The 23,617-nt window shown below is 71.8% G+C and carries 23 protein-coding genes; 12 read left to right on the top strand and 11 right to left on the bottom strand.

Annotated elements, in window-relative coordinates:
- From ACZ7GJ_RS02785 to ACZ7GJ_RS02770, 4 genes are all read right to left on the bottom strand, one after another.
- Nucleotides 1-112: LacI family DNA-binding transcriptional regulator (locus ACZ7GJ_RS02785; RefSeq protein WP_470748753.1), on the bottom strand; the 112-nt coding region annotated here is incomplete at its 3' end.
- 103 nt (nucleotides 113-215) lie between these two features.
- Nucleotides 216-2,048 (bottom strand): ABC transporter ATP-binding protein, encoded by a 1,833-nt coding sequence (locus tag ACZ7GJ_RS02780; protein WP_470748695.1) that lies wholly within the window; start codon nucleotides 2,046-2,048, stop codon nucleotides 216-218.
- Nucleotides 2,049-2,151: 103 nt separating this feature from the next.
- Complete coding sequence (locus ACZ7GJ_RS02775; RefSeq protein ID WP_470748693.1) at nucleotides 2,152-2,907, bottom strand: ABC transporter permease; 756 nt, start codon at nucleotides 2,905-2,907, stop codon at nucleotides 2,152-2,154.
- Complete coding sequence (locus tag ACZ7GJ_RS02770; RefSeq protein WP_470748691.1) at nucleotides 2,904-3,830, bottom strand: ATP-binding cassette domain-containing protein; 927 nt, start codon at nucleotides 3,828-3,830, stop codon at nucleotides 2,904-2,906. Before ACZ7GJ_RS02770 ends, ACZ7GJ_RS02775 begins: the two co-directional genes overlap by 4 nt.
- A 63-nt stretch (nucleotides 3,831-3,893) precedes the next feature.
- On the opposite strand from ACZ7GJ_RS02770, the gene ACZ7GJ_RS02765 reads away from it, so the two are divergent.
- Entirely contained in the window at nucleotides 3,894-4,694 is an 801-nt protein-coding gene (locus tag ACZ7GJ_RS02765; RefSeq protein ID WP_470748689.1) for a TetR/AcrR family transcriptional regulator, read from the top strand.
- 172 nt (nucleotides 4,695-4,866) lie between these two features.
- Here the strand turns inward: ACZ7GJ_RS02765 and ACZ7GJ_RS02760 are convergent, their stop codons facing one another.
- On the bottom strand, nucleotides 4,867-6,192 hold the full coding sequence (locus ACZ7GJ_RS02760; protein WP_470748687.1) for a cytochrome P450: 1,326 nt from the start codon (nucleotides 6,190-6,192) through the stop codon (nucleotides 4,867-4,869).
- 229 nt (nucleotides 6,193-6,421) lie between these two features.
- Between ACZ7GJ_RS02760 and ACZ7GJ_RS02755 the strand changes: the two genes are divergently transcribed.
- The 3 genes from ACZ7GJ_RS02755 to ACZ7GJ_RS02745 all read left to right on the top strand — a co-directional run bounded on the left by ACZ7GJ_RS02755 (nucleotide 6,422) and on the right by ACZ7GJ_RS02745 (nucleotide 10,250).
- A complete protein-coding gene (locus ACZ7GJ_RS02755) occupies nucleotides 6,422-8,488 on the top strand; it encodes a phosphocholine-specific phospholipase C (protein WP_470748686.1) in 2,067 nt (688 codons plus the stop codon).
- A gap of 120 nt (nucleotides 8,489-8,608) precedes the next feature.
- The gene (locus ACZ7GJ_RS02750; protein ID WP_470748684.1) at nucleotides 8,609-9,211 is read left to right on the top strand and encodes a hypothetical protein; all 603 of its coding nucleotides are present in this window, start codon (nucleotides 8,609-8,611) and stop codon (nucleotides 9,209-9,211) included.
- Nucleotides 9,198-10,250 carry a tyrosinase family protein gene (locus ACZ7GJ_RS02745; protein ID WP_470748682.1) on the top strand — a complete coding sequence of 351 codons (1,053 nt, stop codon included), beginning with the start codon at nucleotides 9,198-9,200 and terminating at the stop codon, nucleotides 10,248-10,250. The genes ACZ7GJ_RS02750 and ACZ7GJ_RS02745 overlap by 14 nt, the downstream gene beginning before the upstream one ends.
- A gap of 48 nt (nucleotides 10,251-10,298) precedes the next feature.
- Here ACZ7GJ_RS02745 and ACZ7GJ_RS02740 read toward each other — a convergent pair whose 3' ends face one another.
- Nucleotides 10,299-11,006, bottom strand: coding sequence for a substrate-binding domain-containing protein (locus ACZ7GJ_RS02740; protein ID WP_470748680.1), 708 nt, complete (start codon nucleotides 11,004-11,006; stop codon nucleotides 10,299-10,301).
- Between the two features lie 75 nt (nucleotides 11,007-11,081).
- Between ACZ7GJ_RS02740 and ACZ7GJ_RS02735 the strand changes: the two genes are divergently transcribed.
- The 7 genes from ACZ7GJ_RS02735 (at nucleotide 11,082) to ACZ7GJ_RS02705 (ending at nucleotide 18,174) form a co-directional block, all read left to right on the top strand.
- Complete coding sequence (locus tag ACZ7GJ_RS02735; protein ID WP_470748678.1) at nucleotides 11,082-11,849, top strand: IclR family transcriptional regulator; 768 nt, start codon at nucleotides 11,082-11,084, stop codon at nucleotides 11,847-11,849.
- A gap of 104 nt (nucleotides 11,850-11,953) precedes the next feature.
- On the top strand, nucleotides 11,954-13,165 hold the full coding sequence (locus ACZ7GJ_RS02730) for a 4-hydroxybenzoate 3-monooxygenase (RefSeq protein ID WP_470748677.1): 1,212 nt from the start codon (nucleotides 11,954-11,956) through the stop codon (nucleotides 13,163-13,165).
- Nucleotides 13,166-13,190: 25 nt separating this feature from the next.
- The gene (locus ACZ7GJ_RS02725; protein ID WP_470748675.1) at nucleotides 13,191-14,228 is read left to right on the top strand and encodes an amidohydrolase family protein; all 1,038 of its coding nucleotides are present in this window, start codon (nucleotides 13,191-13,193) and stop codon (nucleotides 14,226-14,228) included.
- Between the two features lie 16 nt (nucleotides 14,229-14,244).
- Nucleotides 14,245-14,934 carry a 4-carboxy-4-hydroxy-2-oxoadipate aldolase/oxaloacetate decarboxylase gene (ligK, locus tag ACZ7GJ_RS02720; protein ID WP_470748673.1) on the top strand — a complete coding sequence of 230 codons (690 nt, stop codon included), beginning with the start codon at nucleotides 14,245-14,247 and terminating at the stop codon, nucleotides 14,932-14,934.
- Nucleotides 14,935-14,936: 2 nt separating this feature from the next.
- Nucleotides 14,937-15,857: an amidohydrolase family protein gene (locus tag ACZ7GJ_RS02715; protein ID WP_470748751.1), complete on the top strand. Its 921-nt coding sequence runs from the start codon at nucleotides 14,937-14,939 to the stop codon at nucleotides 15,855-15,857.
- Nucleotides 15,858-15,899: 42 nt separating this feature from the next.
- Entirely contained in the window at nucleotides 15,900-17,210 is a 1,311-nt protein-coding gene (gene ligA / locus ACZ7GJ_RS02710) for a protocatechuate 4,5-dioxygenase subunit alpha (RefSeq protein ID WP_470748671.1), read from the top strand.
- A gap of 1 nt (nucleotide 17,211) precedes the next feature.
- A complete protein-coding gene (locus ACZ7GJ_RS02705; RefSeq protein WP_470748669.1) occupies nucleotides 17,212-18,174 on the top strand; it encodes a Gfo/Idh/MocA family oxidoreductase in 963 nt (320 codons plus the stop codon).
- Nucleotides 18,175-18,243: 69 nt separating this feature from the next.
- Here ACZ7GJ_RS02705 and ACZ7GJ_RS02700 read toward each other — a convergent pair whose 3' ends face one another.
- The 4 genes from ACZ7GJ_RS02700 to ACZ7GJ_RS02685 form a co-directional block, all read right to left on the bottom strand.
- On the bottom strand, nucleotides 18,244-18,705 hold the full coding sequence (locus ACZ7GJ_RS02700; protein WP_470748667.1) for a MaoC family dehydratase: 462 nt from the start codon (nucleotides 18,703-18,705) through the stop codon (nucleotides 18,244-18,246).
- Nucleotides 18,706-18,798: 93 nt separating this feature from the next.
- On the bottom strand, nucleotides 18,799-20,358 hold the full coding sequence (locus ACZ7GJ_RS02695; RefSeq protein ID WP_470748665.1) for an acyl-CoA synthetase: 1,560 nt from the start codon (nucleotides 20,356-20,358) through the stop codon (nucleotides 18,799-18,801).
- Nucleotides 20,359-20,369: 11 nt separating this feature from the next.
- Nucleotides 20,370-21,269, bottom strand: a complete 900-nt coding sequence (locus ACZ7GJ_RS02690; protein WP_470748663.1) for an amidohydrolase family protein — start codon at nucleotides 21,267-21,269, stop codon at nucleotides 20,370-20,372.
- Between the two features lies 1 nt (nucleotide 21,270).
- The gene (locus tag ACZ7GJ_RS02685; protein ID WP_470748661.1) at nucleotides 21,271-22,182 is read right to left on the bottom strand and encodes an SDR family NAD(P)-dependent oxidoreductase; all 912 of its coding nucleotides are present in this window, start codon (nucleotides 22,180-22,182) and stop codon (nucleotides 21,271-21,273) included.
- Nucleotides 22,183-22,363: 181 nt separating this feature from the next.
- On the opposite strand from ACZ7GJ_RS02685, the gene ACZ7GJ_RS02680 reads away from it, so the two are divergent.
- Nucleotides 22,364-22,777 carry a MarR family winged helix-turn-helix transcriptional regulator gene (locus tag ACZ7GJ_RS02680; protein WP_470748659.1) on the top strand — a complete coding sequence of 138 codons (414 nt, stop codon included), beginning with the start codon at nucleotides 22,364-22,366 and terminating at the stop codon, nucleotides 22,775-22,777.
- A gap of 54 nt (nucleotides 22,778-22,831) precedes the next feature.
- On the opposite strand, the gene ACZ7GJ_RS02675 is transcribed toward ACZ7GJ_RS02680, so the two are convergent.
- On the bottom strand, nucleotides 22,832-23,545 hold the full coding sequence (locus ACZ7GJ_RS02675; protein ID WP_470748657.1) for a TetR/AcrR family transcriptional regulator: 714 nt from the start codon (nucleotides 23,543-23,545) through the stop codon (nucleotides 22,832-22,834).
- Nucleotides 23,546-23,617: the final 72 nt, after the last annotated feature.

The following is a 23,617-nucleotide window of genomic DNA, read 5'->3' as shown; positions in this document are numbered from 1 at the left end:
GCTCGCTCACCCGCGGCGAACCGTTGATCACCCGGGAGACCGTGCCTCGGCCGACTCCCGCCAGGGCCGCGACCTCCTCCAGAGTGGGCCTGCCGTTGCGCCGTCCGCTCACGACCCTCGAACTCCCTCGTACGACACCGCTCGGTTTCCACGCCCATCCGGTCGCGGCTGATCCACGTTACGCACGTTACGCCGCCGTACCGTACCGGCCGGGCTCAGCCCTTCAGGTCGGCCCGCGCGGGGGTGTCGTCGAGGAAGCCGCCGGACTGGTGCTGCCAGAGCTTCGCGTACGCGCCGTGTGCGTCGAGCAGTTCCTGGTGGGTGCCCTGCTCGACGATCCGTCCGCGGTCGAGGACGACGAGCCGGTCCATGCCCGCGACCGTGCTGAGCCGGTGCGCCACCACGAGCGCCGTCCGCCCCTCCATGAGCCGCCACAGCGCGTCCTGTACGAGGATCTCGCTCTCGGAGTCCAGTGCGCTGGTCGCCTCGTCGAGCAGCAGGATCGGCGCGTCGCGCAGGATCGCCCGGGCGAGCGCGACCCGCTGGCGCTGCCCGCCGGACAGCTTCACCCCGCGTTCGCCGACCATGGTGTCGAAGCCGTCGGGGAGCGCATCGGCGAACTCCGTGACGTGCGCGGCCTCGGCCGCGCGGCGGATCTCGGCCTCGGTGGCGTCCGGACGGGCGAAGGCGATGTTCTCCCGCAGGGTGCGGTGGAACATCGCCGGGTCCTGCGGGACGTAGGCCATCAGACCGCGCAGCTCGGCCTGGCGCAGCTTGCTGATGTCCTGCCCGCCGATCATGATCCGGCCCGCGTCGATGTCCGTCATCCGCAGCAGCAGCCGGGTGAGCGTGGTCTTGCCGCCGCCGGACCGGCCGACGAGGCCGATCTTCGCGCCGCCGGCCACGACCAGGTCGAGTCCCTCGAAGAGCGGCCCGGCGCCCCCGTGGGCGAAGGTCACCCCTTCGAAGCGCACGTCGGCGGCCTTCGTCCGCAGGGGTTCCGGCGAGGGCGTATCGAGCACGGTCGGCGGTTCCAGGAGCAGTTCGGTGAACTGCGCGGCCTCCGTCATCGAGCTCTCCAGGCGGCGGTAGATCTGGTTGAACTCGAACATGATCCGCGTCGCGCTGGCGTAGTAGGTGAAGGCGACGATGACCGCCTCCACACCGTGCTGTCCCCCGCCGAGCGCGATGGCGAGCAACAGGCCCAGTACGTTGGTTAGTACGGACATCGGTGCGACCAGCGTGTCGATGCGCAGGTTGCCGTAGTCCCAGGACCGCAGCGTGAGCCGCCGTGATTCCGCGACGCGGGAGCGGTGCTCCGCGGCCTCTCGCGCCTCGGCGGCGAAGGAGCGCACGGTGTCCATGTTCATCAGGCTGTCGGCGACGTGACCCGACACCCGGGCGATCGCCTCCTCGCGCTGGGCGACGAGCGCCTGCCGGCGGCGGATCAGGGGCGCCACGCCCACCGCCGTCAGTGTGATCATCACCAGGAGCCCGGCCACGAGCAGCGGATCGTACTGCCACAGCACCACCGATGCGAACAGCAGGGGAACGAAGCTGCCGAGGACCGAGAAGGTCAGCGTGTCGACGAACTCCTCGAAGCGGGAGGCGAAGCTGAGGACCCGTTTGGTCAGCGAGCCGGCGAAGTTGTCGTGGAAGAACGCGGCGTCCTTCGCGAACAGTTCGTCCATGCCGATCACGTAGAGGTGTTCGATGCCGCGGGCGTCGACGCGGTTCAGGAAGTGCAGTCCGATGCGCCACAACGCCTCGCCGAGGAGCAGCACTCCGGCCAGGCCGAGGACGTAGGGCAGCGCCCAGCCGATGCCGGCTCCCCCGCTCCCGTCCCCACCCTCACCGGCGATGCGGCCGACGAGCTTCGCGACGACCAGCGGAGCGATGTAGTTGATGCCGATGTTGCCCAGCGCCGGGCACAGCATCGCGGGCACCGTCAGCAGGCGGAGCCGGGTCAACTCCCGTCCGTAGTAGCGAAGAGCGAGGAGCACCGGGCCCCTGCCGGGCGAACCTTTGCTCGATTCAGGCGATCCCATCCCATACCCTGTCTTCTCGGACCGGTAGGCCAGGTCGCAGTGTTCCGCAAGACCGACCACGCGGTCCAAGCGTTTTCCGGGAGCCGGTGGCGCCGCCCGCCCGCTATCGCGTCCGGCGCCGGAACAGTACGGAGGTCAGGGCCACGGCGGTCGCCAGGATGGCCGCGCACCAGGCCAGGGCGGTCCAGGGGGCGCTGCCCGCGGGCTGGTCCAGGAGCAGGGCCCGGAGGGATTCGATGACCGGGGTGAGCGGCTGGTGGTCGGCGAAGCCGTGCAGCCAGTCGGGCATGGTGTCGATGGGGACGAAGGCGCTGGAGGGGTAGGGCAGAAACATCATCAGGAAGGTGAACCCGCCCGCTGCCTCAGGGGAGTTGGCTGCCAGACCGAGGGCCGCGGCCAGCCAGGAGATGGCGGTGACGTACGCGATGAGGAGTCCGGCGGCCGCGAGGAATCCGGCCGGGCCCGCCTGGGGGCGGAAGCCGATGGCGAGGGCGACGGCCAGGACCAGGGTGGTGGAGAGCAGGTTGCGCAGGACCGATGCGGTGACGTGCCCGGCCAGGATGGGGACGCCGCCGATGTCGAGGGAGCGCAGCCGGTCGATGACGCCGTTCTTCATGTCCTCGCAGACGCTGACGGCGGTGGAGGCCGCGCCGAAGCCGGCGCAGAGCAGCATGGCGCCGGGGACCACGTAAGTGACGTACTGCGTCCCGGTGTCGATGGCCCCGCCGAAGAAGTAGACGAAGATCAGCATCAGCATGACGGGCAGCATCAGGGCGGTGATCAGCATGTCGGGGCGGCGGCTGCTGATGCGCAGGCAGCGGCCGGCGAGGGCGAAGGAGCTCACGGGCAGGGCGGTCATCGGTCGGCTCCAGTCAGGGCGAGGAAAACGTCGTCGAGGGTGGCGCTGCGCAGGGTGAAGCGGTCGACGTCGGTGCGTTCCGGGTCGAGTTCGTCGAGCAGGCTCCGGACGTGGGCGGCGGTTCCGTCGGTGGCGAGGCCCAGGGTGAGCGCCTCGGGGTCGAGGTGGACGGCGCGCGGGGCGAGGGCCTCGTAGGCGGCGCCGGTGGTCAGGGTCAGGTCCAGGCGGTGTCCGGCGACGCGGGACTTCAGCTCGGCCGGGGTGCCCTCGGCGGCGATGCGGCCGTCGGCGAGGACTGCGACGCGGTCGGCGAGCTGGTCGGCCTCCTCCAGGTACTGGGTGGTGAGCAGGACGGTGGCGCCGTCGGCGCGCAGTTCCCGTACGAGGTCCCACATGGCCTGGCGACTGCGCGGGTCGAGGCCGCTGGTCGGCTCGTCCAGGAAGATCACCTCGGGGCGGGAGACGAGGCTCGCGGCGAGGTCGAGGCGGCGGCGCATGCCGCCCGAGTACGTCTTCGCGGTGCGGCCGGCCGCGTCGGAGAGGCCGAAGCGGGCGAGGAGTTCGTCGGCGCGGGTCCGCGCGGCGCGCGGGGAGAGTCCGGTGAGGCGGCCCATCATGCGCAGGGTCTCGGTGCCCGTCAGCAGCTCGTCGACGGCGGCGAACTGGCCGGTGAGGGAGATGCGCTCACGGACCCGGGAGCGGGCGGAGGCGATGTCGTGGCCGGCGACGCGGGCCGTGCCGGAGTCGGCGGCGGTGAGGGTGGCGAGGATCCGGACGGTGGTGGTCTTGCCCGCGCCGTTGGGGCCGAGGAGGGCGAGGACGGAGCCGCGCGGGACGACGAGGTCGATGCCGTCGAGGACGCGTAGCGCGCCGTAGGACTTGGTCAGGCCGGTGGCGTGGATACCGAGGTCGTGCGTCGTCATGAGAGGACGCTCCCTTCTGCGTATGGCTTACGCTGTGCTGTGTAAGTAATACACAGAACTAGAATGGAGGTCAATCGAGTAGGGGCGGTCATGGCGGACGAGGACAGCGGTACCGGGCTACCGGCCAGCCTGGAGATGGCCTGGGGCCTGCGCGAACGCCCCGGGAAGGGGCCGCGCCCCACGCTCACGCTGCCCCGCATCGTGGAGGCGGCCGTCGCGCTCGCCGCCGCCGAGGGCATGGACGCGGTGTCGATGGGCCGGGTGGCCAAGGAGCTGGGCGTCTCGACGATGTCCCTCTACCGGTACGTGGCCGCCAAGGAGGAGCTGTACGTCCTCATGTCCGACGCGGGCGTGGGCACCCCGCCGCCGCTGCCGCCCGAGTCAGAGGGGCGGGACTGGCGCGAACTGCTGACGCACTGGGCGTACGCGCAGCGGGCCGTCCTGATGGCCAACTCCTGGATCCTGCGCATCCCGATCACGGCCCCGCCCGCGACCCCGAACCAACTGGCCTGGATGGACCGGGGGCTCGACGCCATGGCGAAGACGGGTCTGGCGGAGAGCGAGAAGCTCTCCACGATCATCCTGATCGGGGGCCTGGTGCGGAACGAGGCCACCATGGCCGCCGACATGATGGACGCCATCATCAAGTCGGGCGTCGCCCCGCAGCAGGCCCTGGCCCAGTACGTCCGCACCTTGCGGCTGCTCTCCGGCCCCGAGAGCCACCCCGCCGTGACGCGCCTGCTGGACTCGGACGCCTTCACCGGCTCGGGCGAGCCGGACTTCCAGTTCCGCTTCGGGCTCGACCGGATCCTGGACGGGCTCGCACCGCTGGTCGCCGAGCGGAGCGCGCCGCCGGCCAGCTGAACGCGCGGCTAGGGGATGTCTGACGGATCTCCGCGGCGTCGCGACGCCCGGCACGCACTCTCGCCGCACCGACCGAAAGCCCAAGTACATCCAGTGCACGGACTTCCGGTCGGCACGCCGAGAGCACGCACCGGACGCCGCTCCTTCCCCACGGACATCCATCAGACACCCCCTAGCCGGCGGCCAGCACCGCGGGTGTGGGGCCGTCCGGGCGGACCGTGATGCTGTACGCGGCCTTCGCCGGGACGGAGCGGAAGCGCGGGGTGTGGGCGGGCAGCAGGTGCTCCAGGAGCACGCTCGTCTCACGCAGGGCGAACTGCAGGCCGAGGCAGGCCCGGGGCCCGATGCCGAACGGCAGGTAGCTCCCCGGGTGGCCGGGGCGTCCCCCCGGGGTGGTGAAGCGCCCCGGATCGAACCGCCCCGGGTCCTCCCAGAGTTCCGGGTCCCGGTGCGTGAGGTAGGGGCAGACCAGTACGTCGGTGCCGGCCTCGACGTCGTATCCGGCGAGGTTGTCGTCCTGCGCCGCGCAGCGCGGCAGTATCCAGGCGGACGGGTAGAAGCGCAGCGTTTCGTGGACGAGCGCCTGGACGGCTTGGCGCCGCTCGGGTGAGCCCTCGGCGCCCGCGGCGAGGGCCCGCTCCCGCGCCTGCGGATTTCGGTCCAGCAGCAGGTAGAGCCAGGTCAGGGTGGTGGCGGTGGTCTCGTGGCCGGCGACCATCAGGGTGACCAGCTCGTCGCGGATCAGCCGGTCGGTGTACTCGGGACGGGTCCCGGCCGCCTCGATCAGGACGTGCAGCAGCCCCGGGCCGTCGGGCCCGGCCCCGCCGCCGCGGGCGGCGGCGATGGCGAGGCCCGCCACGGCGTCGATCCGGGCCAGTTCGGCGGCGACGGCGCCCCGGGCGGCGGTGCCGTCGGCGGGGAGGCTGGGCAGCGCGGCCACCACCGTCGGCAGGGCCGCCAGTTCGTGCTCCGTCGCGGGATCGAGGGGGTGCCCGGTCAGGGACCGCCAGATGGCGTCCAGGGCGAAGCGGCGCATCTCCTCGCCGACGTCGAGGACCTGCCCGGTGCGGGCGTACCCGGCCCAGCGCGCCGCGGTGGTCCGGGCGGCGCCTGTGATCCGCTGCTCGTATCGGCGCATGCCACGGCCGGTGAACTGGGTCTGGAGCAGGCGGCGTTGCCGCTGCCAGGCCTCGCCCGTCGCGGCGAGGACCCCGTCGCCGATCAGGAGCCTGGCGCGGTGCGAGCGCTTCACGTACCGGTCGGGGTGGAGCGCGAGCACGTGCTGCACGGCCTGCGGAGCGGTGATCAGGACGGTCGGGCGCGGACCGAGCCGCAACGCGGCCACGCCGCCGAGCCGTTCGTGCGCCTGGGTGAAGAGCTCGATGAGCTCCCCTCCCCCGGCCTGCCACTGCGCGATCAGGGCCGGATCCAGCTCGGGCACCCGGCGACCCGCCGGGGACGGACTCGCGAGGGGGCCGGGGCGGGCGTGGGTGGCCACGGATCTGCTCCTGTACGTCGGCACGGGCGGGCGCGAACATCACGCACTGTAGTCGACCGGGAGCAACGGGCAACAGTCCGCCCCCTGCGGTGGCCGAACTCCCTCGAAATCCGGCTGACGTTCATCTGGCCTACCCGCCCGGGTCACGCGAGGCTCCCTCTCCGGTACCCCGGGCGCGCTCTGCTGAGGGCGCTCAACCACCCCTCAACCCCCAGAGGTCGATCCCCACATGGCAGAACTCAACCGCCGCCGCTTCCTGCAGCTCGCCGGCGGCGCCGCCGCCCTGACGATGCTCAACGAGAGCATCGCGCGCGCCGCCGCCATCCCCGCGCAGGGCAGCACCGGCACCATCGCCGACGTCGAGCACATCGTTGTCCTCATGCAGGAGAACCGGTCCTTCGACCACTACTTCGGCGCGCTGCGCGGCGTCCGCGGCTTCGGCGACCCGCGCCCGGTGACCCTGCCCAGCGGCAAGTCCGTCTGGCACCAGTCCGACGGCGCCAAGGAGACGCTGCCCTTCCGACCGCCGTCCGAGGACCTCGGCATGGAGTTCCTCCAGGGCCTCAACCACGACTGGGCCGGCGGCCAGAGCGCCTTCAACAAGGGCAAGTACGACAACTGGGTGCCCGCCAAGACGCCCACCACCATGGCCTACCTGACGCGCGACGACATCCCCTTCCACTACGCCCTCGCCGACGCCTTCACGATCTGCGACGCGTACCACTGCTCGTTCATAGGCTCCACCGACCCGAACCGCTACTACCTCTGGTCGGGTCACACCGGCAACGACGGCAAGGGCGGGGGCCCGGTCCTCAACAACGCCGAGGCGGGGTACGGCTGGACCACCTACCCAGAGCGGCTGGAGGCGGCCGGGATCTCCTGGAAGGTCTACCAGGACATCGGCGACGGCCTCGACGCCGCCGGCTCCTGGGGCTGGATCAACGACGCCTACCGCGGGAACTACGGCGACAACTCCCTCCTCTACTTCAACAACTACCGCGGCGCCCAGCCCGGCGACCCGCTCTACGAAAAGGCCCGCACCGGCACCGACGCCAAGGCCGGCGAAGGCTACTTCGACAAGCTGCGCGCCGACGTGGCCGCCGGCACCCTGCCGAAGGTCTCCTGGATCGCGTCGCCCGAGGCGTTCAGCGAACACTCCAACTGGCCCTCCAACTACGGCGCCTGGTACATCTCGCAGGTGCTGGACGCCCTCACCTCCAACCCCGACGTGTGGGCCCGTACCGCACTGTTCATCACCTACGACGAGAACGACGGCTTCTTCGACCACCTCGTTCCGCCGTACGCCCCCGCGAGCGCCGCGCAGGGCCTGTCGACCACGCCCACCGCCCTGGACGTCTTCCCCGGCGCGGCCGGGTACGTCGCCGGGCCGTACGGCCTGGGCCCGCGCGTGCCCATGCTCGTGGTCTCTCCCTGGAGCACCGGCGGCTACTCCTGCTCCGAGACCTTCGACCACACCTCCGTGATCCGCTTCATGGAGCAGCGCTTCGGTGTGGAGGAGCCCAACATCTCGCCGTGGCGGCGCGCCGTCTGCGGCGACCTGACCTCCGCCTTCGACTTCGCCCGCAAGGACACCAGCGCGGTCGACCTGCCCGACACGGGCGCCTGGGAGCCGCAGGACCGGGAGCGCCACCCCGACTTCAGGGCCCCCGCCCCGGCCGTGGGCTCCATGCCGCGCCAGGAGAAGGGCCTGCGTCCCACGCGTGCTCTGAAGTACGCCCCGTACGTGGACGGCGCGGCGCTCACCGCCGAGGGCAAGTTCCGGCTGACGTTCAGCGGCGGCCAGGCCCTGGGCGCGCAGTTCTACGTCACCTCCGGCAACCGCACCGACGCGCCCTGGACGTACACCACCGAGGCTGGCAAGTCGATCGCGGACACCTGGAACACCCGGTACTCGGCCGGGGTCACCGACCTGACCGTGCACGGCCCCAACGGCTTCCTGCGCGCCTTCCGCAACCCGGGCACCACCCCCGGCCCCGAGGCCACCGCCCGCCACAACGCCGCCACCGGGAACCTGGACCTCACCCTCACCAACGCCGGCGGGTCGACCGCCACCCTCACGGTCACCAACTCCTACGCCGGCGGGCCGAAGCGCCTCACGGTCGCCCCGGGCGCCACGGTCACGTACAGCGTGCCCCTGAAGAACACGCGCCGCTGGTACGACGTGACGGTCACCGCGTCCGGTGCCCCGGACTTCCGCCGCCGCTTCGCGGGCAAGGTGGAGACGGGCGCGGCCGGCCTGTCGGACCCGGCGATCCTGACGGACCAGTCCTCCTGACCCGAAGGCCCGAAGGCCGTGCCCCTGCCCCTTGGGCGGGGGCACGGCGGTGGGCCGTTCGGGGTGGGGAGTGCGCGCCACGCACGGCTTCGCACCGGTGTGATGGTCACATGGATGCCCATGACCTCCGTTTCCCCGACCACGGCCTGCGCCGTCCTCTTCAAGGGCGGACCGACCTTCATCGACCTGCTCGTCGACACCCCGGAATTCCGCATCACCGTCACCGGGCCTGGCATGCTCTTCGAGCGCCTGGACCTGGTCACGACCCTCACCCCGTTCGAGGGCTGCACCGCCCAGCGCCTGGGTGAGCTCGCCGCCGCGCTGGAGGGCACCATCCGCTGCGGCCTGATCGGCCTGGAGGAGGCGCCGATCACGGTGGTCAGCAACCGTGCCGGCGCCGTCCTGAAGATCGGGCTCGGGCCGGCCTCCATGTACCAGAGCGAACTGGTCGTGCGGACCCGTACCGGCGAGACGCTGCGCGCGCTGCTGCACCGGCTGCTGTCCGACGACCCGGACCGCGCGTTCGCCGTCGGCCTGCACCCCGTACCGGCCACCGGGCACCTGGAACACCAGCACGGCCCGGGCGGCCCGGGGAACGGCAATGACCACGGGGACCACGGGGACCACGGGGACCACGGCGACCACGGCGACCACGGCGACCACGGCCCGGGCGATACCCCGCACGAGCACGACCATGGAGGTACCGGCCATGGACATCCGTAAGAACGCGATCCGCCTCACCACCCAGGAGCGCGACCGGTTCCTGAAGGCGCTCATCCTGCTGAAGCAGCGCCAGGCACCCGGCGCTCCGCCCGGCGTGAGCGTCTACGACCGGTTCGTATCCCTGCACAGCGCCGTGATGGCGGTGCTCGCCCCGGGGCTGCCGTCCGGCGAGACCGTCAACTTCGGGCACTGGAACATCGGGTTCTGCGCCTGGCACCGCAAGTACCTGCGCGAGTTCGAGAAGGCCCTGCAGGCCGAGGTGCCCGGCGTCACCGTTCCGTACTGGGACTGGGCGGACCACGTCGGAGCCGTCGGCAAGCTGTTCCACCGGGACTTCCTCGGCTCGCTGCGCACCGGCGCGCCCGCGGCGCTGACCGACAGCGTGCTGCGGCGCAAGGTGCCGGCGGCCGAGCGGCCGGCCTGGTGGCCCGTCAACGCGACCGGGTTCCCGATCCATCCGCTGCTGACGGAAGGCTTCGGCACGTCACTGTCCCGTGGCAGCGTGCAGGTGAGCTGGCCGCCACCCCAGGCGGCGATCACGCAGCTGGAACAGCTGGTGGTGCTCCAGCCGGGGGCGCACCCCTTCTGGTTCTTCTGGCTGGTCCTGGAACAGGGCATCGGGGCCCTCCCCGCCACCCACAACACGGGCCACAACTTCATCGGCGGCCACATGTCCCAGGCGTTCTCCCCGAACGATCCGGTGTTCTGGCTGCACCACTCCAACGTCGACCGGATCTGGGCCAACTGGCAGGCCAACCGGCTGGCCGCGGTGGTCGGTTCGAAGCCCTCCGACCACTACCCGCCGGCCGGCCAGTTGTCGCCGTTCGACGGCAAGCCGGCGCCGCTCGGGCACCGGCTGGGCGACGTGATGTGGCCGTGGGTGAGCAGCGCCACCGGGTACGACGTGATTCTCGACGCTCAGATCAAGCCCTTCCTGCCGGACTTCTCCGCGCAGCCCCCGGTGACGGTGGATCAGATGCTGGACACCGAGTCCGTCGACTCCACCGGCTACCGCTACGAGCCGCCCGGCGGCCCGTGACGGGAGCCTGACGGCGACCCGCCCTGCATGCCGTGCCATGCCGCGCCGTCATGCGCCCCGGACGGCCCCCGCGGCCCGCATGCCCCTGGCGCGGGCGGCCCCGGACCCCGTAGCGGAGCCGAAGAGGCCGAGGACCTCAAGGGCGAGCTCCGGCTCGCGGGCCGAGGCCAGTACGCCCCCGCTGAAGGTCGAGCTGATGGCGGTGTCACCCGGCAGCGGTCCGGCGATGACGACTCCCGGCAGGTCCATCAGCTCGCTGTGCTGCTGGAATGCCACGTCGGCCAGGCCGGAGGAGAGCAGGCTGCCGGCCGGTACGCCCGGCGGTGCCTGGACGAGCCGGCCGGCGAGCGCGTCGGCAAGGCCCAGCCGGCCGATCAGCTCGACCAGGCCCGTCCCGCTGGGACCGGTGGAGTAGGCGATCTTCTTCGCGGACCGCAGAACGGCCCGCAGGTCGGATTCCGAATCGAGCACCGGAACCGGTGATCCCGCCGGTACGGCGGCCACGACCTGCGAGGTCCACAGCGGTCGGGCCGTGCCTGCCAGGAGGTGGCCCTCCTCCTCCAGCGCGGTGAGCGCTCCGTCGGCGAGCACGAGCAGATCGGCCTTCGCGCCCTCGCGCACCCGCCGGGCGATCTCGACCCCGCCGGCGGACTCGAAACGCACGGGAAGCCCGCGCACGAGTCCGATCCGCTCGGACAGCTCGGCCAGCAGCGGCCGTGTCGCCATCGAGGACAGCCCGGAGATCACTCTGTTCACGTCGCCTCCTTGGTGTGCGGCAGATGGTACGGCGCTCGGCGGGGCCGCTCAACGCGGGTCTGCGAAACTGACCGCGTGAGCGCAACCCGGAGCACAGCGGCTGGAAAAGTCCTCGAAGTCCTCGCGGCCTTCGACCGCGAGCACCCGTCGCAGACCCTGTCGGAGATCGCCCAGCGCACCGGCCTGGCCCTGAGCACGGCGCACCGGGTGGTCGCCGAACTGGCCGGGTGGGGAGCGCTGGAGCGCGGCGAGGACGGGTCGTGGCACGTCGGGTTGAGGCTCTGGGAGATCGCCTCGGGATGCCCGCGCACCCAGATCCTGCGTGATGTGGCGCTGCCTTTCATGCAGGACCTCTACGAGGCGACCCACGAGAACATCCAGCTCGCGGTGCGCGAGGGCACGGAGCTGGTGTTCGTCGAGCGGATCGCCGGGCACCGGTCGGTGGAGCTGGTGACGATGGTGGGAGCCCGGTTCCCGATCGGCTCCACCGGGATGGGGCGGGTGCTGCTGGCCCACGCGCCGGCGGACATCCAGGAGGAGGTCCTCCAGTCTCCGCTTCGGGCCTGGACCCCGCACACCGTCACCGACCCGAGGACCCTGCGCAGGCAGCTGGACCGGATCCGTCGCGAACAGGTCTTCGTCAGCGACCGGCAGCTCTCGGAGAGCACCGTCGCGGTGTCCGCGCCCGTACGGATCGGCCGGAACGGGGCTGTGAGCGCCGCTCTGGGGATCGTGATCACGGCAAGCGGGGCGAGCCGCGCCCGCGGGCTGCGCGAACCGCTGCTGAGGGCCGCGTACGGGATCTCCGACGAGCTGGGCCGGCGTACCCGCCCCACTGCCTGATCTCCGAGCGGGCTTCCGCCTGACGGAAACGCCGGAGACCGGCCGCGGCCCCGGGTGTCAACGTTCGACGTGTTCGGAACGTTCACAACTGCCCAGGAGATGCCATGGCCGACGCCGTCGTCGACACAGTTGCCTCGGTTCCCGTCGCAGTCATCGGCGCCGGCCCGGCCGGCCTGATGCTCGCCCACCGGCTGGGGCGGGCCGGAGTCGACACGATCGTGGTCGACACCCGCACCCGGCACGAGATCGCGACGACGCAGCGGGCCGGCATCCTGGAGGCCGACGCCGCCCGCGACCTGGTCGAGACCGGCGTCAGCGACCGGATCCTGCGCGACGGCCACGAACACGAAGGCACCGGGCTTCGGTTCGGCGGCCGGGCGCACCGGATCCACTTCAAGGCGCTGGTCGGCGAGTCGGTGTGGCTCTACCCGCAGACCGACGTGTTCGTCGACCTGGCCGACGCGCGGGACCGCGACGGCGGCACGGTCCACTTCGGGGTCGCGGACACCGAAGTCCTCGACATCACCACCACCGCTCCGCGGGTCCGGTACACCGCGGCCGACGGATCCCGGCACGAGATCCGCGCACGGTACGTGGTCGGCGCGGACGGGTCCCGCAGCATGTGCCGCAACCTGGTCCCCGAGGACCGGCGGGCGCGGTACGGCAAGGAGTACCCCTTCGCATGGTTCGGCATCATGGCCGAGGCGCCGCCGAGCGCACCCGAGCTGGTCTACGCCCATTCCGAGCACGGCTTCGCGCTGATCAGCCAACGGACCGCGACCGTACAGCGGATGTACTTCCAGTGCTCCCCCGACGAGCCCGTCGACGCCTGGCCGGACGACCGCGTCTGGGAGACGCTCCAGGCCCGGGTGGCCGGCGAGGACGGCTTCCGCCTCAAGGAGGGCCCGATCCTGGAGAAGACGGTGCTGCGGTTCCGCTCGTTCGTGCAGGAGCCGATGCGCTGGGGCTCGATGGTGCTCGCCGGGGACGCCGCGCACACCGTGCCGCCGACCGGAGCCCGCGGACTCAACCTCGCACTGCACGACGTGAAGGTCCTGGCCGACGTCCTCCTGCGGGCGCTCGGCAGCGCGGGCGAGGCCGCGCTGGAGGAGTACCAGCCGCGCGCGCTGCAACGGATCTGGCGGGCACAGAACTTCTCCCACTGGATGACCCGGCTGCTGCACACCCCGCCCGGCGCCACCCCGTTCGACCTGCGGCGCCAACTCGGCGAACTCGACAACGTGGCCGGCACGCTCTCCGGCCGCACCTACTTCGCCGAGCAGTACACGGGCTGGCCCGTCGGCTGCCGGGACTGACCCCGACGACCCCAGGAGACAACCCATGATCATCGACTGTCACGGTCACTTCACCACGGCGCCGCCCCAGCTGGCCCGGTGGCGCGAGCGGCAGGTCGCGGCGGTCGGCTCCCCCGCGGACGCGCCCGATCCCGACGACCTCGTCATCACCGACGACGACCTCCGCGAGGCCATCGAGGGCAACCAGCTGCGCCTCATGGACGAGCGGGGCAGCGACCTCACCATCTTCTCCCCGCGGGCCAGCTTCATGGCCCACCACATCGGCGACTTCCGGGTCTCGGCGACGTGGGCACGGATCTGCAACGACCTGGTCCACCGCGTCAGCGGGCTCTACCCCGACCGCTTCGCGATGGGCGCCATGCTGCCGCAGTCGCCGGGCGTCGACCCGGCCACCTGCCTGCCCGAGCTGCGCCGCGCGGTCGAGGAACTCGGCGCGGTGACGGTCAACCTCAACCCCGACCCGTCGGGCGGCAGTTGGACCGCGCCGCCGCTGACGGACCGCAGCTGGTACCCGCTCTACGAGGCCATGGTCGAGTACGACATCCCCGCGATGATCCACGTCAGCACCTCGTGCAACCCGGCCTTCCACACGACCGGTGCCCACTACCTGAACGCGGACACCACGGCGTTCATGCAGCTGGTCCAGGGCGATCTGTTCGCCGACTTCCCGTCGCTGCGGTTCGTGATCCCCCACGGCGGCGGCGCGGTGCCCTACCACTGGGGACGGTTCCGCGGTCTGGCGATGGCCCTGGGGCGGCCGGACCCCGAAACGCTGCTGGACAACGTCTTCTTCGACACCTGCGTGTACCACCAGCCCGGCATCGACCTGCTCACCCAGGTCGTCCCCAGCCGGTCCGTGCTGTTCGCCAGCGAGATGATCGGCGCCGTCCGCGACATCGACCCGCACACCGGCCACCACTTCGACGACACGAAGCGGTACGTCGAGGCCACCGCGAACCTCACCGACCAGGAACGGGCGGCCGTCTACAGCGGCAACGCCCTGCGCGTCCACCCACGACTCGCCGCCCGACTCGCCGCCCGGTCCACCGCCGCCGGCCACTGACGCAGGAGAAGGACACATGGAACACACCCGGCTCGGTGTCGTCCACACCGAGATCACCCGCGCCGACCCGAAGGACGTCGCCGCACTGTCGGCGTTCGGGGTCGCGACCGTCCACGAGGCGATGGGCCGGGTGGGGCTGATGCGCCCGTACCTGCGCCCTGCCTACACCCGGGCCCGGATGTGCGGCACGGCGGTGACCGTACTGCTGCAGCCGGGAGACAACTGGATGCTGCACGTCGCCGCCGAGCAGATCGAGGAGGGCGACGTGGTGGTCGCGGCCTGCACGACGGAGAGCGAGGACGGCTTCTTCGGCGAACTGCTCGCCACCTCGTTTCGCGCCCGTGGCGGCCGGGGCCTGGTCATCGACGGAGGCGTACGCGACGTGGCCGAGCTGGAGGAGATGGACTTCCCGGTCTTCGCCCGGGCGGTCAACGCCAAGGGCACGGTCAAGGCCACCCTCGGTTCGGTCAACATACCGGTGGTCTGCGCCAACGCCCTGGTCAGGCCGGGCGATGTCGTCGTGGCGGACCGCGACGGCGTCGTGGTGGTGCCGCGCGAGCGGGCCGGCGAGGTCGCCGCGGCGGCTGCCCGGCGCGAGGCGGCCGAGGAGGGCAAGCGGGTGCGCTTCCGCGCGGGCGAGCTCGGCCTGGACCTGTACGGCATGCGCGGCCCCCTGGCCGGGCTCGGCCTGCGCTACGAGGACTGATGATGACGACGAGCTACGAGAAGACTCCCGGCTGGCTGGACTGGTACGCCGAGCCGAGCCGGCCGCGGTTGCGCATGCCCGAGGGGGCCGTCGACGCGCACTGCCACGTGTTCGGCCCGGGAGCCGTGTTCCCGTTCGCGCCCGAACGGAAGTACACCCCGTGCGACGCCTCCAAGGACCAGCTCTTCGACCTGCGCGACCGCTTGGGCTTCACCCGCAGCGTCGTGGTCCAGGCGACCTGCCACGGCGCCGACAACAGCGCCATGATCGATGCCCTGCGGGCCTCGGGGGGTCTGGCCCGGGGCGTGGCGACGGTACGGCCGGGCGTCTCGGACGCCGAGCTGCGGGAGCTGCACGAGGCCGGGGTGCGCGGTGTGCGGTTCAACTTCGTCAAGCGGCTCGTCGACGCGGCGCCGCCGCAGGACCTGCTGGACGTGGCCGAGCGGATCGCCCCGTACGGGTGGCACGTCGTCGTCTACTTCGAGGCGGCCGACCTCGCCGGCCTGCGCGAGTTCCTGCTGTCGATACCGGTCGCGCTGGTCGTCGACCACATGGGCCGGCCCGATGTCGCCAAGGACCCGTACGGCCCGGATTTCGGGGCCTTCCTGGACTTCATGCGGGCCAGGCCGGACATCTGGTGCAAGGTGACCTGCCCGGAGCGGCTGTCCGTGAGCGGCCCGCCGGCCCGGGGCGGCGAGCGGTCGGCGTACCGCGACGTGGTCCCGTTCGCCCGCCGCGTGGTCGAGGAGTTCCCCGACCGGGTGCTGTGGGGCACGGACTGGCCGCACCCCAACCTCACCGCCCACATGCCCGACGACGGTCTGCTCGTCGACTTCATCCCGAGCATCGCACCGACGCCGGAGCTGCGGCAGCGGCTCCTGGTCGACAACCCGATGCGCCTGTACTGGCCGGAATCCGGCTGACCCGTCCCACCAGTTGACCCGTCTCACGATCGGAGCCCGACCTTGTCACTGGACAAGACCTACAAACTGGTGCCGGGGACCACCGTCTTCGACGCCGAGCAGTCCGCCAGGGGCTACCACCTCAACCAGTTCTGCATGTCGCTGATGACGGCGGAGAACCGCGAGCGCTACCTCGCCGACGAGCGTGCCTACCTGGACGCGTGGCCGCTGCGCGAGGAGCAGAAGCGGGCGCTGCTCGACCGTGACCTCAACGCCGCGATGGACGAGGGCGGCAACATCTACTTCCTCGCCAAGTGGGGTGCGACGCTGGGGTTCTCGTTCCAGCAGATGGCCGGCTCGATGACCGGTATGACCGAGGAGGAGTACCGGGCGATGATGGTCGGCGGCGGCCGCTCCGTCGAGGGCAACCGCATCGACCACGCGGTCCTGGAGGCGGCGCACGCCGATCCGGCGCCCCCGGCCGAACACGCCGTGATCACCGGCGCGGTCTTCACCTCGCACGTGCCGGCGATCGGCGCGGCGATGGACCACGGCAAGACCGGGGAGCCCTATTGGAGGCCGGTCTTCGAGGGGTACGAGTTCTCCAGGGACTGGGAGCAGGAGAACCTCCCGGACGTGGTCTTCCTGGTCTACAACGACCACGCGTCCGCGTTCGACCTGTCCTTGATCCCGACGTTCGTGCTCGGCACCGGCGCGGCCTATGCCACCGCCGACGAGGGGTACGGCCCCCGTCCGGTCCCCGGCATCGAGGGCGATCCCGACCTGGCCGCGCACATCGCGCACTCGCTGATCAGGGACGACTTCGACCTCACCCTCGCCAACGAGATGACCGTCGACCACGGCCTGACCGTCCCGCTGTCGCTGATGTTCGGCAACGTCGAGAAGTGGCCGTGCAAGGTGATCCCGTTCCACGTCAACGTGGTGCAGTACCCGGTGCCCTCGGGCGCCCGCTGCTTCGACCTCGGCCGCGCACTGCGGAGGGCGGTCGAGTCGTACGACAGGCCGCTCAAGGTCCAGGTGTGGGGCACCGGTGGCATGAGCCACCAGTTGCAGGGTCCGCGCGCCGGGCTCATCAACCGGGAGTGGGACCAGGCCTTCCTCGACCGGCTGGTCGAGGATCCGGTCGGACTGTCGCAGGTGCCGCACCTGGAGTACGTCGAGGAGGCCGGCTCGGAAGGCATCGAGCTGGTCATGTGGCTGATCGCCCGCGGGGCGATGGGCGACGTCGACGGGTCCGGACGGGTCGAGGTCAAACACCGCTTCTACCACGTGCCGGCGTCCAACACCGCCGTCGGCCACCTGATCCTCGAAAACCACCCCCGGGCCCAGGAGCCCGCCGAAGGAGCCAACTGACATGACCTACGACCGAACCCTCCGGGTCGCCCTGGCCGGCGGCGGTGCCTTCGGCGCCAAGCACGCCGCCGCACTCAAGCGGATCGAGGGCGTCGAGGTGTCCGCCGTGGTGAGCAGCACTCTCGAAAGCGCCCAGAAGTTCGCCGCGGAGCAGGGGGTCGGCCGCGCCGTGGCGTCCCTCGACGAGGTGCTGGCGATGGACGACGTAGACGCCGTCGTCCTCGCCACCCCCACCCCGATGCACGCCGCTCAGACGCTGGCCTGCCTCGACGCGGGCAAGCACGTCCAGGTCGAGATCCCCCTGGCCTCCTCCCTCGCCGACGCCGAGGCCTGCCTGGAGGCGCAGGAGCGCACCGGGCTGGTGGCCATGGTGGGGCACACCCGGCGGTTCAACCCGAGCCATCAGTGGGTGCGTCGGCAGATCCGGGCCGGCGCGTTCAACATCCAGCAGATGGACGTGCAGACGTACTTCTTCCGCCGCACGAACCTCAACGCGCTGGGCGCGCCGCGCTCGTGGACCGACCACCTCCTGTGGCACCACGCGGCGCACACCGTCGATCTGTTCGCCTACCAGACCGGCTCGCCGATCGTGCAGGCCAACGCCGTCCAGGGCCCGATCCACCCCGAGCTGGGCATCGCGATGGACATGTCGGTCCAGCTGCGCGCGGCGAACGGCGCCATCTGCACCCTGTCGCTCTCGTTCAACAACGACGGCCCGCTCGGCACGTTCTTCCGCTACATCGGCGACACGGGCACGTACATCGCCCGCTACGACGACCTCGTCACCGGCAAGGACGAGCCGATCGACGTCAGCGGGGTCGACGTGTCGATGGACGGCATCGAGCTGCAGGACCGCGAGTTCGTCGCCGCCATCCGCGAGGGCCGCGAGCCGAACTCCTCCATCGCCCAGGTCCTGCCCTGCTACCGGACGCTGGCGGCCCTGGAGAAGCAGCTCAGGGGCTGAAAGCAGCACGAACGCGGGCGGGGCCGTCGTGGCCCCGCCCGCGTTCGTGCCTCACGGCCCCGGCGCTGGTCAGGCGTAGTGGCGGTAGACGGCCTCGGCGACGCAGGCCGGCCTTTCGCTGCCCTCGACCTCGACGGTGAAGGTGATCGGCATCTGCACGCCGTTGCCCTTGACCTCCTCCACCGTGCCGACGGCGCCGTGGAGCCGGATCCTGGCGCCGACGCGGACCGGGCTGGGGAATCGGACCTTGTCCAGGCCGTAGTTGACGCTCATCCGGGTGCCGGTGATGCCGAGCAGCTCGCCGAAGAGCGGGATGATCAGCGAGAGGGTGAGGTAGCCGTGGGCGATGGGGCCGCCGAAGGGCCCGTCCGCGGCCTTCTGCGGGTCGGTGTGGATCCACTGGTGGTCGTCGGTGGCGTCGGCGAAGGTGTTCACCCGGTCCTGGGTGATCTCCAGCCACTCGGTGCGGCCGAGGTCGGCTCCGCTGAGGGAGGTGAGGGCGTCGAGTCCGTCGGCGATGGCGATGGGCATGAGGAAGCCTTTCGATGGGGCGGGCAGCACGGAGCGCGCCCTAGGGGGTGTCTGACGGATGTCCGCGGCGTCGCGGCGTCCGCCAGACACCCCCTAGGGGCGTTCGGCGGGAGGGGTGGCGAAGGTGTCGCGTACGGCGGACTTGAGGATCTTTCCGGAGGCCGTACGGGGCAGGCCGTGCGCGAGGACGACCGACTTCGGGATCTTGTACTTGGCGAGCCTGCCCGCGAGGTGGCCGAGGATGTCTTCCTCGCCGGCGCGGGCCCCGGGCCTGAGGACGACGACGGCGCGGCCGACCTCGCCCCAGACCGGGTCGGGGATGCCGACGACCGCGCATTCGGCGACGTCGGGGTGGTCGAGGAGCGCGTCCTCGACCTCGGCCGGGTAGACGTTCTCGCCGCCGGAGACGTACATGTCCTTGACCCGGTCGACGATGTAGGCGTAGCCGTCGGCGTCGGTGCGGGCGATGTCGCCGGTGCGCAGCCAGTCGCCGTCGGTGAAGGCGGCGGCGGTGTCCTCGGGCCGGTTCCAGTAGCCGGTCATGACGTGGGGGCCCTGGACGAGGATCTCGCCGCGTTCGCCGGGTGCGGTGTCGGTGCCGTCGGGCCGGACGATGCGGGTGTCGGTGAAGAAGTGCGGGACGCCCGCGGAGCCGGCCTTGACGGCTGTCTGCTCCCGGTCGAGGAAGAGGACGCCGGGGGCCGCCTCGGTCATGCCGTAGCCCTGGCTGAAGGCGAGGCCGCGGTCGGTGTACGCGGCGATGGTGCGGGCCGGGACCGGTGCGCCGCCGCAGTTGAGGGTGCGCAGGCTGGAGAGGTCGGTGCTCGCCCAGCGCGGCCGGGCGGCCATGGCGTCGTACATCGTGGGGACGCCGAACAGGTACGTGACGCGCAGGCGCTCGACGGTGTCGAGGACCAGGTCGGCGTCGAAGGCGGAGAGCAGGACCACCCGGCCGCCCTTGAGGAGGGTGGGCAGGCAGGTCATGTTCAGGGCGCCGGTGTGGAACAGCGGGGCCACGACCAGGGTGACCTCGTCGGCGGTGAGGTCGGTGTCGACGAGGACGTTGACGCTGTTCCAGACGATGTTGCCGTGGGAGAGGACCGCTCCCTTGGGACGGCCCGTGGTCCCGGAGGTGTACATGATCATGCACGGGTCCTCGGGGCGCACGGCCACGTCCATGGTTTCGGACGGGGTCCCGTCCGTGGCGCCGGCCGCCAGCTCCTCGTACGCGAGGGCGCCGTCGCCCGGTCCGCCCGGCCCTTCGAGTGCGATCCGGAGGCGCACCCCGGCCTCGTCGGCGGCGGCGCGTGCGGCCTCGGCCTGCCCGGGGGCGTGGACGAGGACGACGCTGCCCGAGTCGGAGAGGTTGTACGCCAACTCCGGGGCGGCCAGGCGGGTGTTGAGCGGGACGAAGACCGCGCCGAGCGCCCCGGCGGCGAACAGCGTCTCCAGGAAGGCGGGGTGGTTGGGGCCCAGGTAGGCGATCCGGTCGCCGCTCGCCACGCCCAGGGCGCGCAGGCCGTGGGCCAGCCGCAGCACGCGCCGGTGGAGTTCCCCGTAGGTCAGGGTGTGCTCCCCGTGGACGACGGCGGTCCGGTCGGGCGTCTTGCGGGCCCGGCGCGCCGGCCAGGAGCCGATGCCTTGGTTCAGCACGAGCGTTTCCTTCAGTCGGTGGACAGGCCGAGCAGGCGGGCGGCGTTCTCCTTGAGGATCTTCGGCCGGACCTCGGGCTTGATGTCGAGTGCGGCGAAGTCGGCGAGCCACCGGTCGGGGGTGATGACCGGGTAGTCGGAGCCGAAGAGGACCTTGTCCTTGAGCAGGGTGTTGGCGTAGCGCACGAGCTGCGGCGGGAAGTACTTCGGCGACCAGCCGGACAGGTCGATGTAGACGTGCGGCTTGTGGGTGGCGACCGCGAGCGCCTCGTCCTGCCAGGGGAAGGACGGGTGCGCGAGGACGATCCGCAGCTCGGGGAAGTCGACGGCGACGTCGTCGACCGCCATCGGGTTCGAGTACTTCAGCCGGATGCCGCCGCCGCCCGGGACGCCGGCGCCGATCCCGGTCTGGCCGGTGTGGAAGAGGGCCGGTACGCCGAGTTCCTCGATGGCTTCGTACAGCGGGTAGGCGAGGCGGTCGTCCGGGGAGAAGGCCTGGATGCTGGGGTGGAACTTGAACCCGCGCACCCCGTACTCCTCTACCAGGCGCCGGGCCTCGCGGACCCCCGCGCGGCCCTTGTGCGGGTCGACGCTGGCGAACGGGATCAGGGCGTCGGCGTGGGCGGCGCAGCTCTCGGCGATCTCCTCGTTGGAGATCCGCGGGTGGCCGGTGGCGTGTTCGGCGTCGACGGTGAAGACGACGGCCGCCATGCGGCGTTCGCGGTAGTGCGCGGCCATCTCGTCGATGGTGGGCTGCCGGTGGCCGTGGGCCTTGAAGTAGGCCTCGGAGGCGCCGAACAGCTCGGGGCTCAGCGCCCCGTGGCCGTCCTTGGAGACCTCGGCGTGGGTGTGCACGTCGATGGCGGTCAGCGCGTCGAGGTCGAGGGCGAGCTCGTGGCGGCGGTCGGCCATCTCACGCCTCCGGGGCCTGGGGCGCGGGGATTCCGTAGGTCTCGGGCTCGGCGCCGACGCCGTCCGGCCACGCGGCGGCGATCGCGTCGCCGCTCCAGCCCCCGTCGGCGAAGGCGACCGTCTTCTCCTTCGGGTGGGCCCACAGGGCGAGGCGGTCGCCGCCGATGCCGATGGCCTGCCCGGTGACTCCGTCGGAGGCGTCCGAGGCCAGGAAGGTGATCAGGCCGGCGACGTCCTCGACGGTGCCGAGGCCCTCGTCCTTGCGCAGCCAGTCGGGCAGCGGTGCGCCGGTGCGCTCGGACTCCTCGATGACCGGGGCGAACGCCGGGATGGTCCTGGTCATCTCGGTGGCGGCGACGGGCACGACGGCGTTGACGGTGATGCCGGCGCGGCCCAGCTCCATGGCCCAGGTGCGGGCCATGGCGACGATGCCGGCCTTGGCGGCGGCGTAGTTGGTCTGGCCGAAGTTGCCGCGCTGTCCGGCGGGCGAGGAGATCAGCACGAGCCGACCGCCGGTGCCCTGCTCGCGCATGCGGACGGCGGCGGCGCGGGCGCAGGTGAACGTGCCGCGCAGGTGGACCCGTACGACGTCGTCGAAGTCCTCGTCGGTCATCTTCCACAGCACGCGGTCGCGCAGGATGCCGGCGTTGGTGACGAGCACGTCCAGGCGCCCGAACTCCGCCACCGCCGTGTCCACGAGCCGCTGGGCGGCCTCGCTGTCGCCCACGGCCGCGGCGACGCCGGCCGCCCGGCCTCCCTGGGAGGTGATCGAGGCGACGGCGGCGGCCACCGCGTCCTCGTCCATGTCGTTGACGACGACGGAGGCGCCCGCGGAGGCGAGGGCCTGGGCGTATGCGAGTCCGAGGCCGCGTCCGCTGCCGGTGACGACGGCGACCTTGCCCTGAAGATCCATGAGAGGTGCCTCTCGAAAGTGAGGGAGGGAGATTGCCAGGAGGGGAATTGCCGAGAGCGCCGGCCGAGCCGGGATCGACAGGAATCCTGATGAACGCAGTCTGGGCAATCAGCAGGATTCCTGTCAATGCCCTAGGGTGGGACGGCCGCCCCCTGCGGGCCGTCACGACGGGAGGACGAACGTGAGCACGTCACTGCTCTACCTGGTCAAGAGAACGGAACTGGTGGTGCGCGCCCGCCTGGAGGAGCTGCTCAAGCCCGCCGGGGTCACGGCGCTGCAGTACACCGCCCTGACGGTGCTGGAGCGGCACGACGGCATCTCCGCGGCGCAGCTCGCCCGCGACTCCTTCGTCACCGCTCAGTCGATGGCCGACATGGTCCGCGCACTGGAGGGCCGCGGCCTGATCCGCCGCGAGCCCAATCCGGCCAACCGCCGCGAACGCCTCATCCTCCTCGCCGACCCCGGGCGGCGACTGCTCGCCGAGTACGCCGGGCCGGCCCGCCGCATCGAGGAGCGCATGACCGCCGGCATGAGCCCCGAGGAGACCGACGCGTTGCGGACGGCACTGAACGAGGCCTGGCGGGCCCTGTCCTGACCCGGCGCGCCCGCGGGGTGCGGGCTGCTCAGTCGGGCGGCTCAGTCGGGCGGCTCAGTCCTGGGCGGCCGCCGCCGGGCGGAGCGCCGCCATCGCGCTGAGCATCAGCTCCAGGGCGAAGGGGTAGCCGCTGTCGCGCATGTCGGCGGCGAGCAGCGGGAAGGCCGCGGCGATGTTCGGGTGGGTGTCGGCCGACAGTCTGCCGTAGACCGAGTTCCAGACGGCCTCGTCCGCCTCCCGGGCGGCCTTCGGCAGCGCGAGCGCGGCGGCGTCCTGGGCGGCGAAGGCCAGGGCCTGATCGACGAACGCGTGGTAGGCGCGCACGGCGAAGGGGTCCGGGAAGCCCGCCGAGCGCAGGATGCCGAGGATCCGCTCGACGGCCCGGGTCTCGTGGAGGCGTCCCGTCGTGCGGTACGCGCCGAGGACGGCCGCTTGCGGGTGGGACAGGTAGCAGGCGTGGATCCGCAGGCCCATCGAGCGCAGGTCCTCCCGCCAGTCCCCGGTCGCCCGCCAGCCCTCCTGCGCCCTGCCGATCAGTTCGTCCGCGAGGGCGAGCAGGAGGGCGTCGGTGTTGTGGAAGTAGCGGTAGAGCGCGCTCGGGTCGGCGCCGAGTGCGGCGCCCAGCCTCCGCACGGAGAGCGCTTCGGCGCCGTGCTGGGCGACCAGCCGCAGCGCCGTCTCGACGATGAGCTGCTCCGAGAGGACGGCGCCCTGCTTGGTGGGCCTGCGGCGCTGGCGCCCGCCCTCGGGGATGACACGTTCGGACATGGCCGGGACCTTACGTCAACACCATTGACGTGTAAACGGGCTTACCGCTTCCATGGCGCCCATCCCCCGTCG

The sequence above is a fragment of the Streptomyces sp. NPDC037242 genome, from assembly GCF_055604165.1.
The sequence above is the reverse complement of the archived record's forward strand: the minus strand, read 5'-3'. Positions and strand labels throughout refer to the sequence as shown.

Coding starts and splice junctions, on each gene's coding strand:
- ACZ7GJ_RS02780 (WP_470748695.1), bottom strand. CDS start 2,048: ATGGGATCGCCTGAATCGAGCAAAGGTTCGCCCGGCAGGGGCCCGGTG.
- ACZ7GJ_RS02730 (WP_470748677.1), top strand. CDS start 11,954: ATGGCCGACGCCGTCGTCGACACAGTTGCCTCGGTTCCCGTCGCAGTC.
- ACZ7GJ_RS02685 (WP_470748661.1), bottom strand. CDS start 22,182: ATGGATCTTCAGGGCAAGGTCGCCGTCGTCACCGGCAGCGGACGCGGC.
- ACZ7GJ_RS02745 (WP_470748682.1), top strand. CDS start 9,198: ATGGACATCCGTAAGAACGCGATCCGCCTCACCACCCAGGAGCGCGAC.
- ACZ7GJ_RS02775 (WP_470748693.1), bottom strand. CDS start 2,907: ATGACCGCCCTGCCCGTGAGCTCCTTCGCCCTCGCCGGCCGCTGCCTG.
- ACZ7GJ_RS02675 (WP_470748657.1), bottom strand. CDS start 23,545: ATGTCCGAACGTGTCATCCCCGAGGGCGGGCGCCAGCGCCGCAGGCCC.
- ACZ7GJ_RS02700 (WP_470748667.1), bottom strand. CDS start 18,705: ATGCCCATCGCCATCGCCGACGGACTCGACGCCCTCACCTCCCTCAGC.
- ACZ7GJ_RS02705 (WP_470748669.1), top strand. CDS start 17,212: ATGACCTACGACCGAACCCTCCGGGTCGCCCTGGCCGGCGGCGGTGCC.
- ACZ7GJ_RS02690 (WP_470748663.1), bottom strand. CDS start 21,269: ATGGCCGACCGCCGCCACGAGCTCGCCCTCGACCTCGACGCGCTGACC.
- ACZ7GJ_RS02755 (WP_470748686.1), top strand. CDS start 6,422: ATGGCAGAACTCAACCGCCGCCGCTTCCTGCAGCTCGCCGGCGGCGCC.
- ACZ7GJ_RS02725 (WP_470748675.1), top strand. CDS start 13,191: ATGATCATCGACTGTCACGGTCACTTCACCACGGCGCCGCCCCAGCTG.
- ACZ7GJ_RS02750 (WP_470748684.1), top strand. CDS start 8,609: ATGACCTCCGTTTCCCCGACCACGGCCTGCGCCGTCCTCTTCAAGGGC.
- ACZ7GJ_RS02765 (WP_470748689.1), top strand. CDS start 3,894: ATGGAGGTCAATCGAGTAGGGGCGGTCATGGCGGACGAGGACAGCGGT.
- ACZ7GJ_RS02770 (WP_470748691.1), bottom strand. CDS start 3,830: ATGACGACGCACGACCTCGGTATCCACGCCACCGGCCTGACCAAGTCC.
- ACZ7GJ_RS02715 (WP_470748751.1), top strand. CDS start 14,937: ATGACGACGAGCTACGAGAAGACTCCCGGCTGGCTGGACTGGTACGCC.
- ligK (WP_470748673.1), top strand. CDS start 14,245: ATGGAACACACCCGGCTCGGTGTCGTCCACACCGAGATCACCCGCGCC.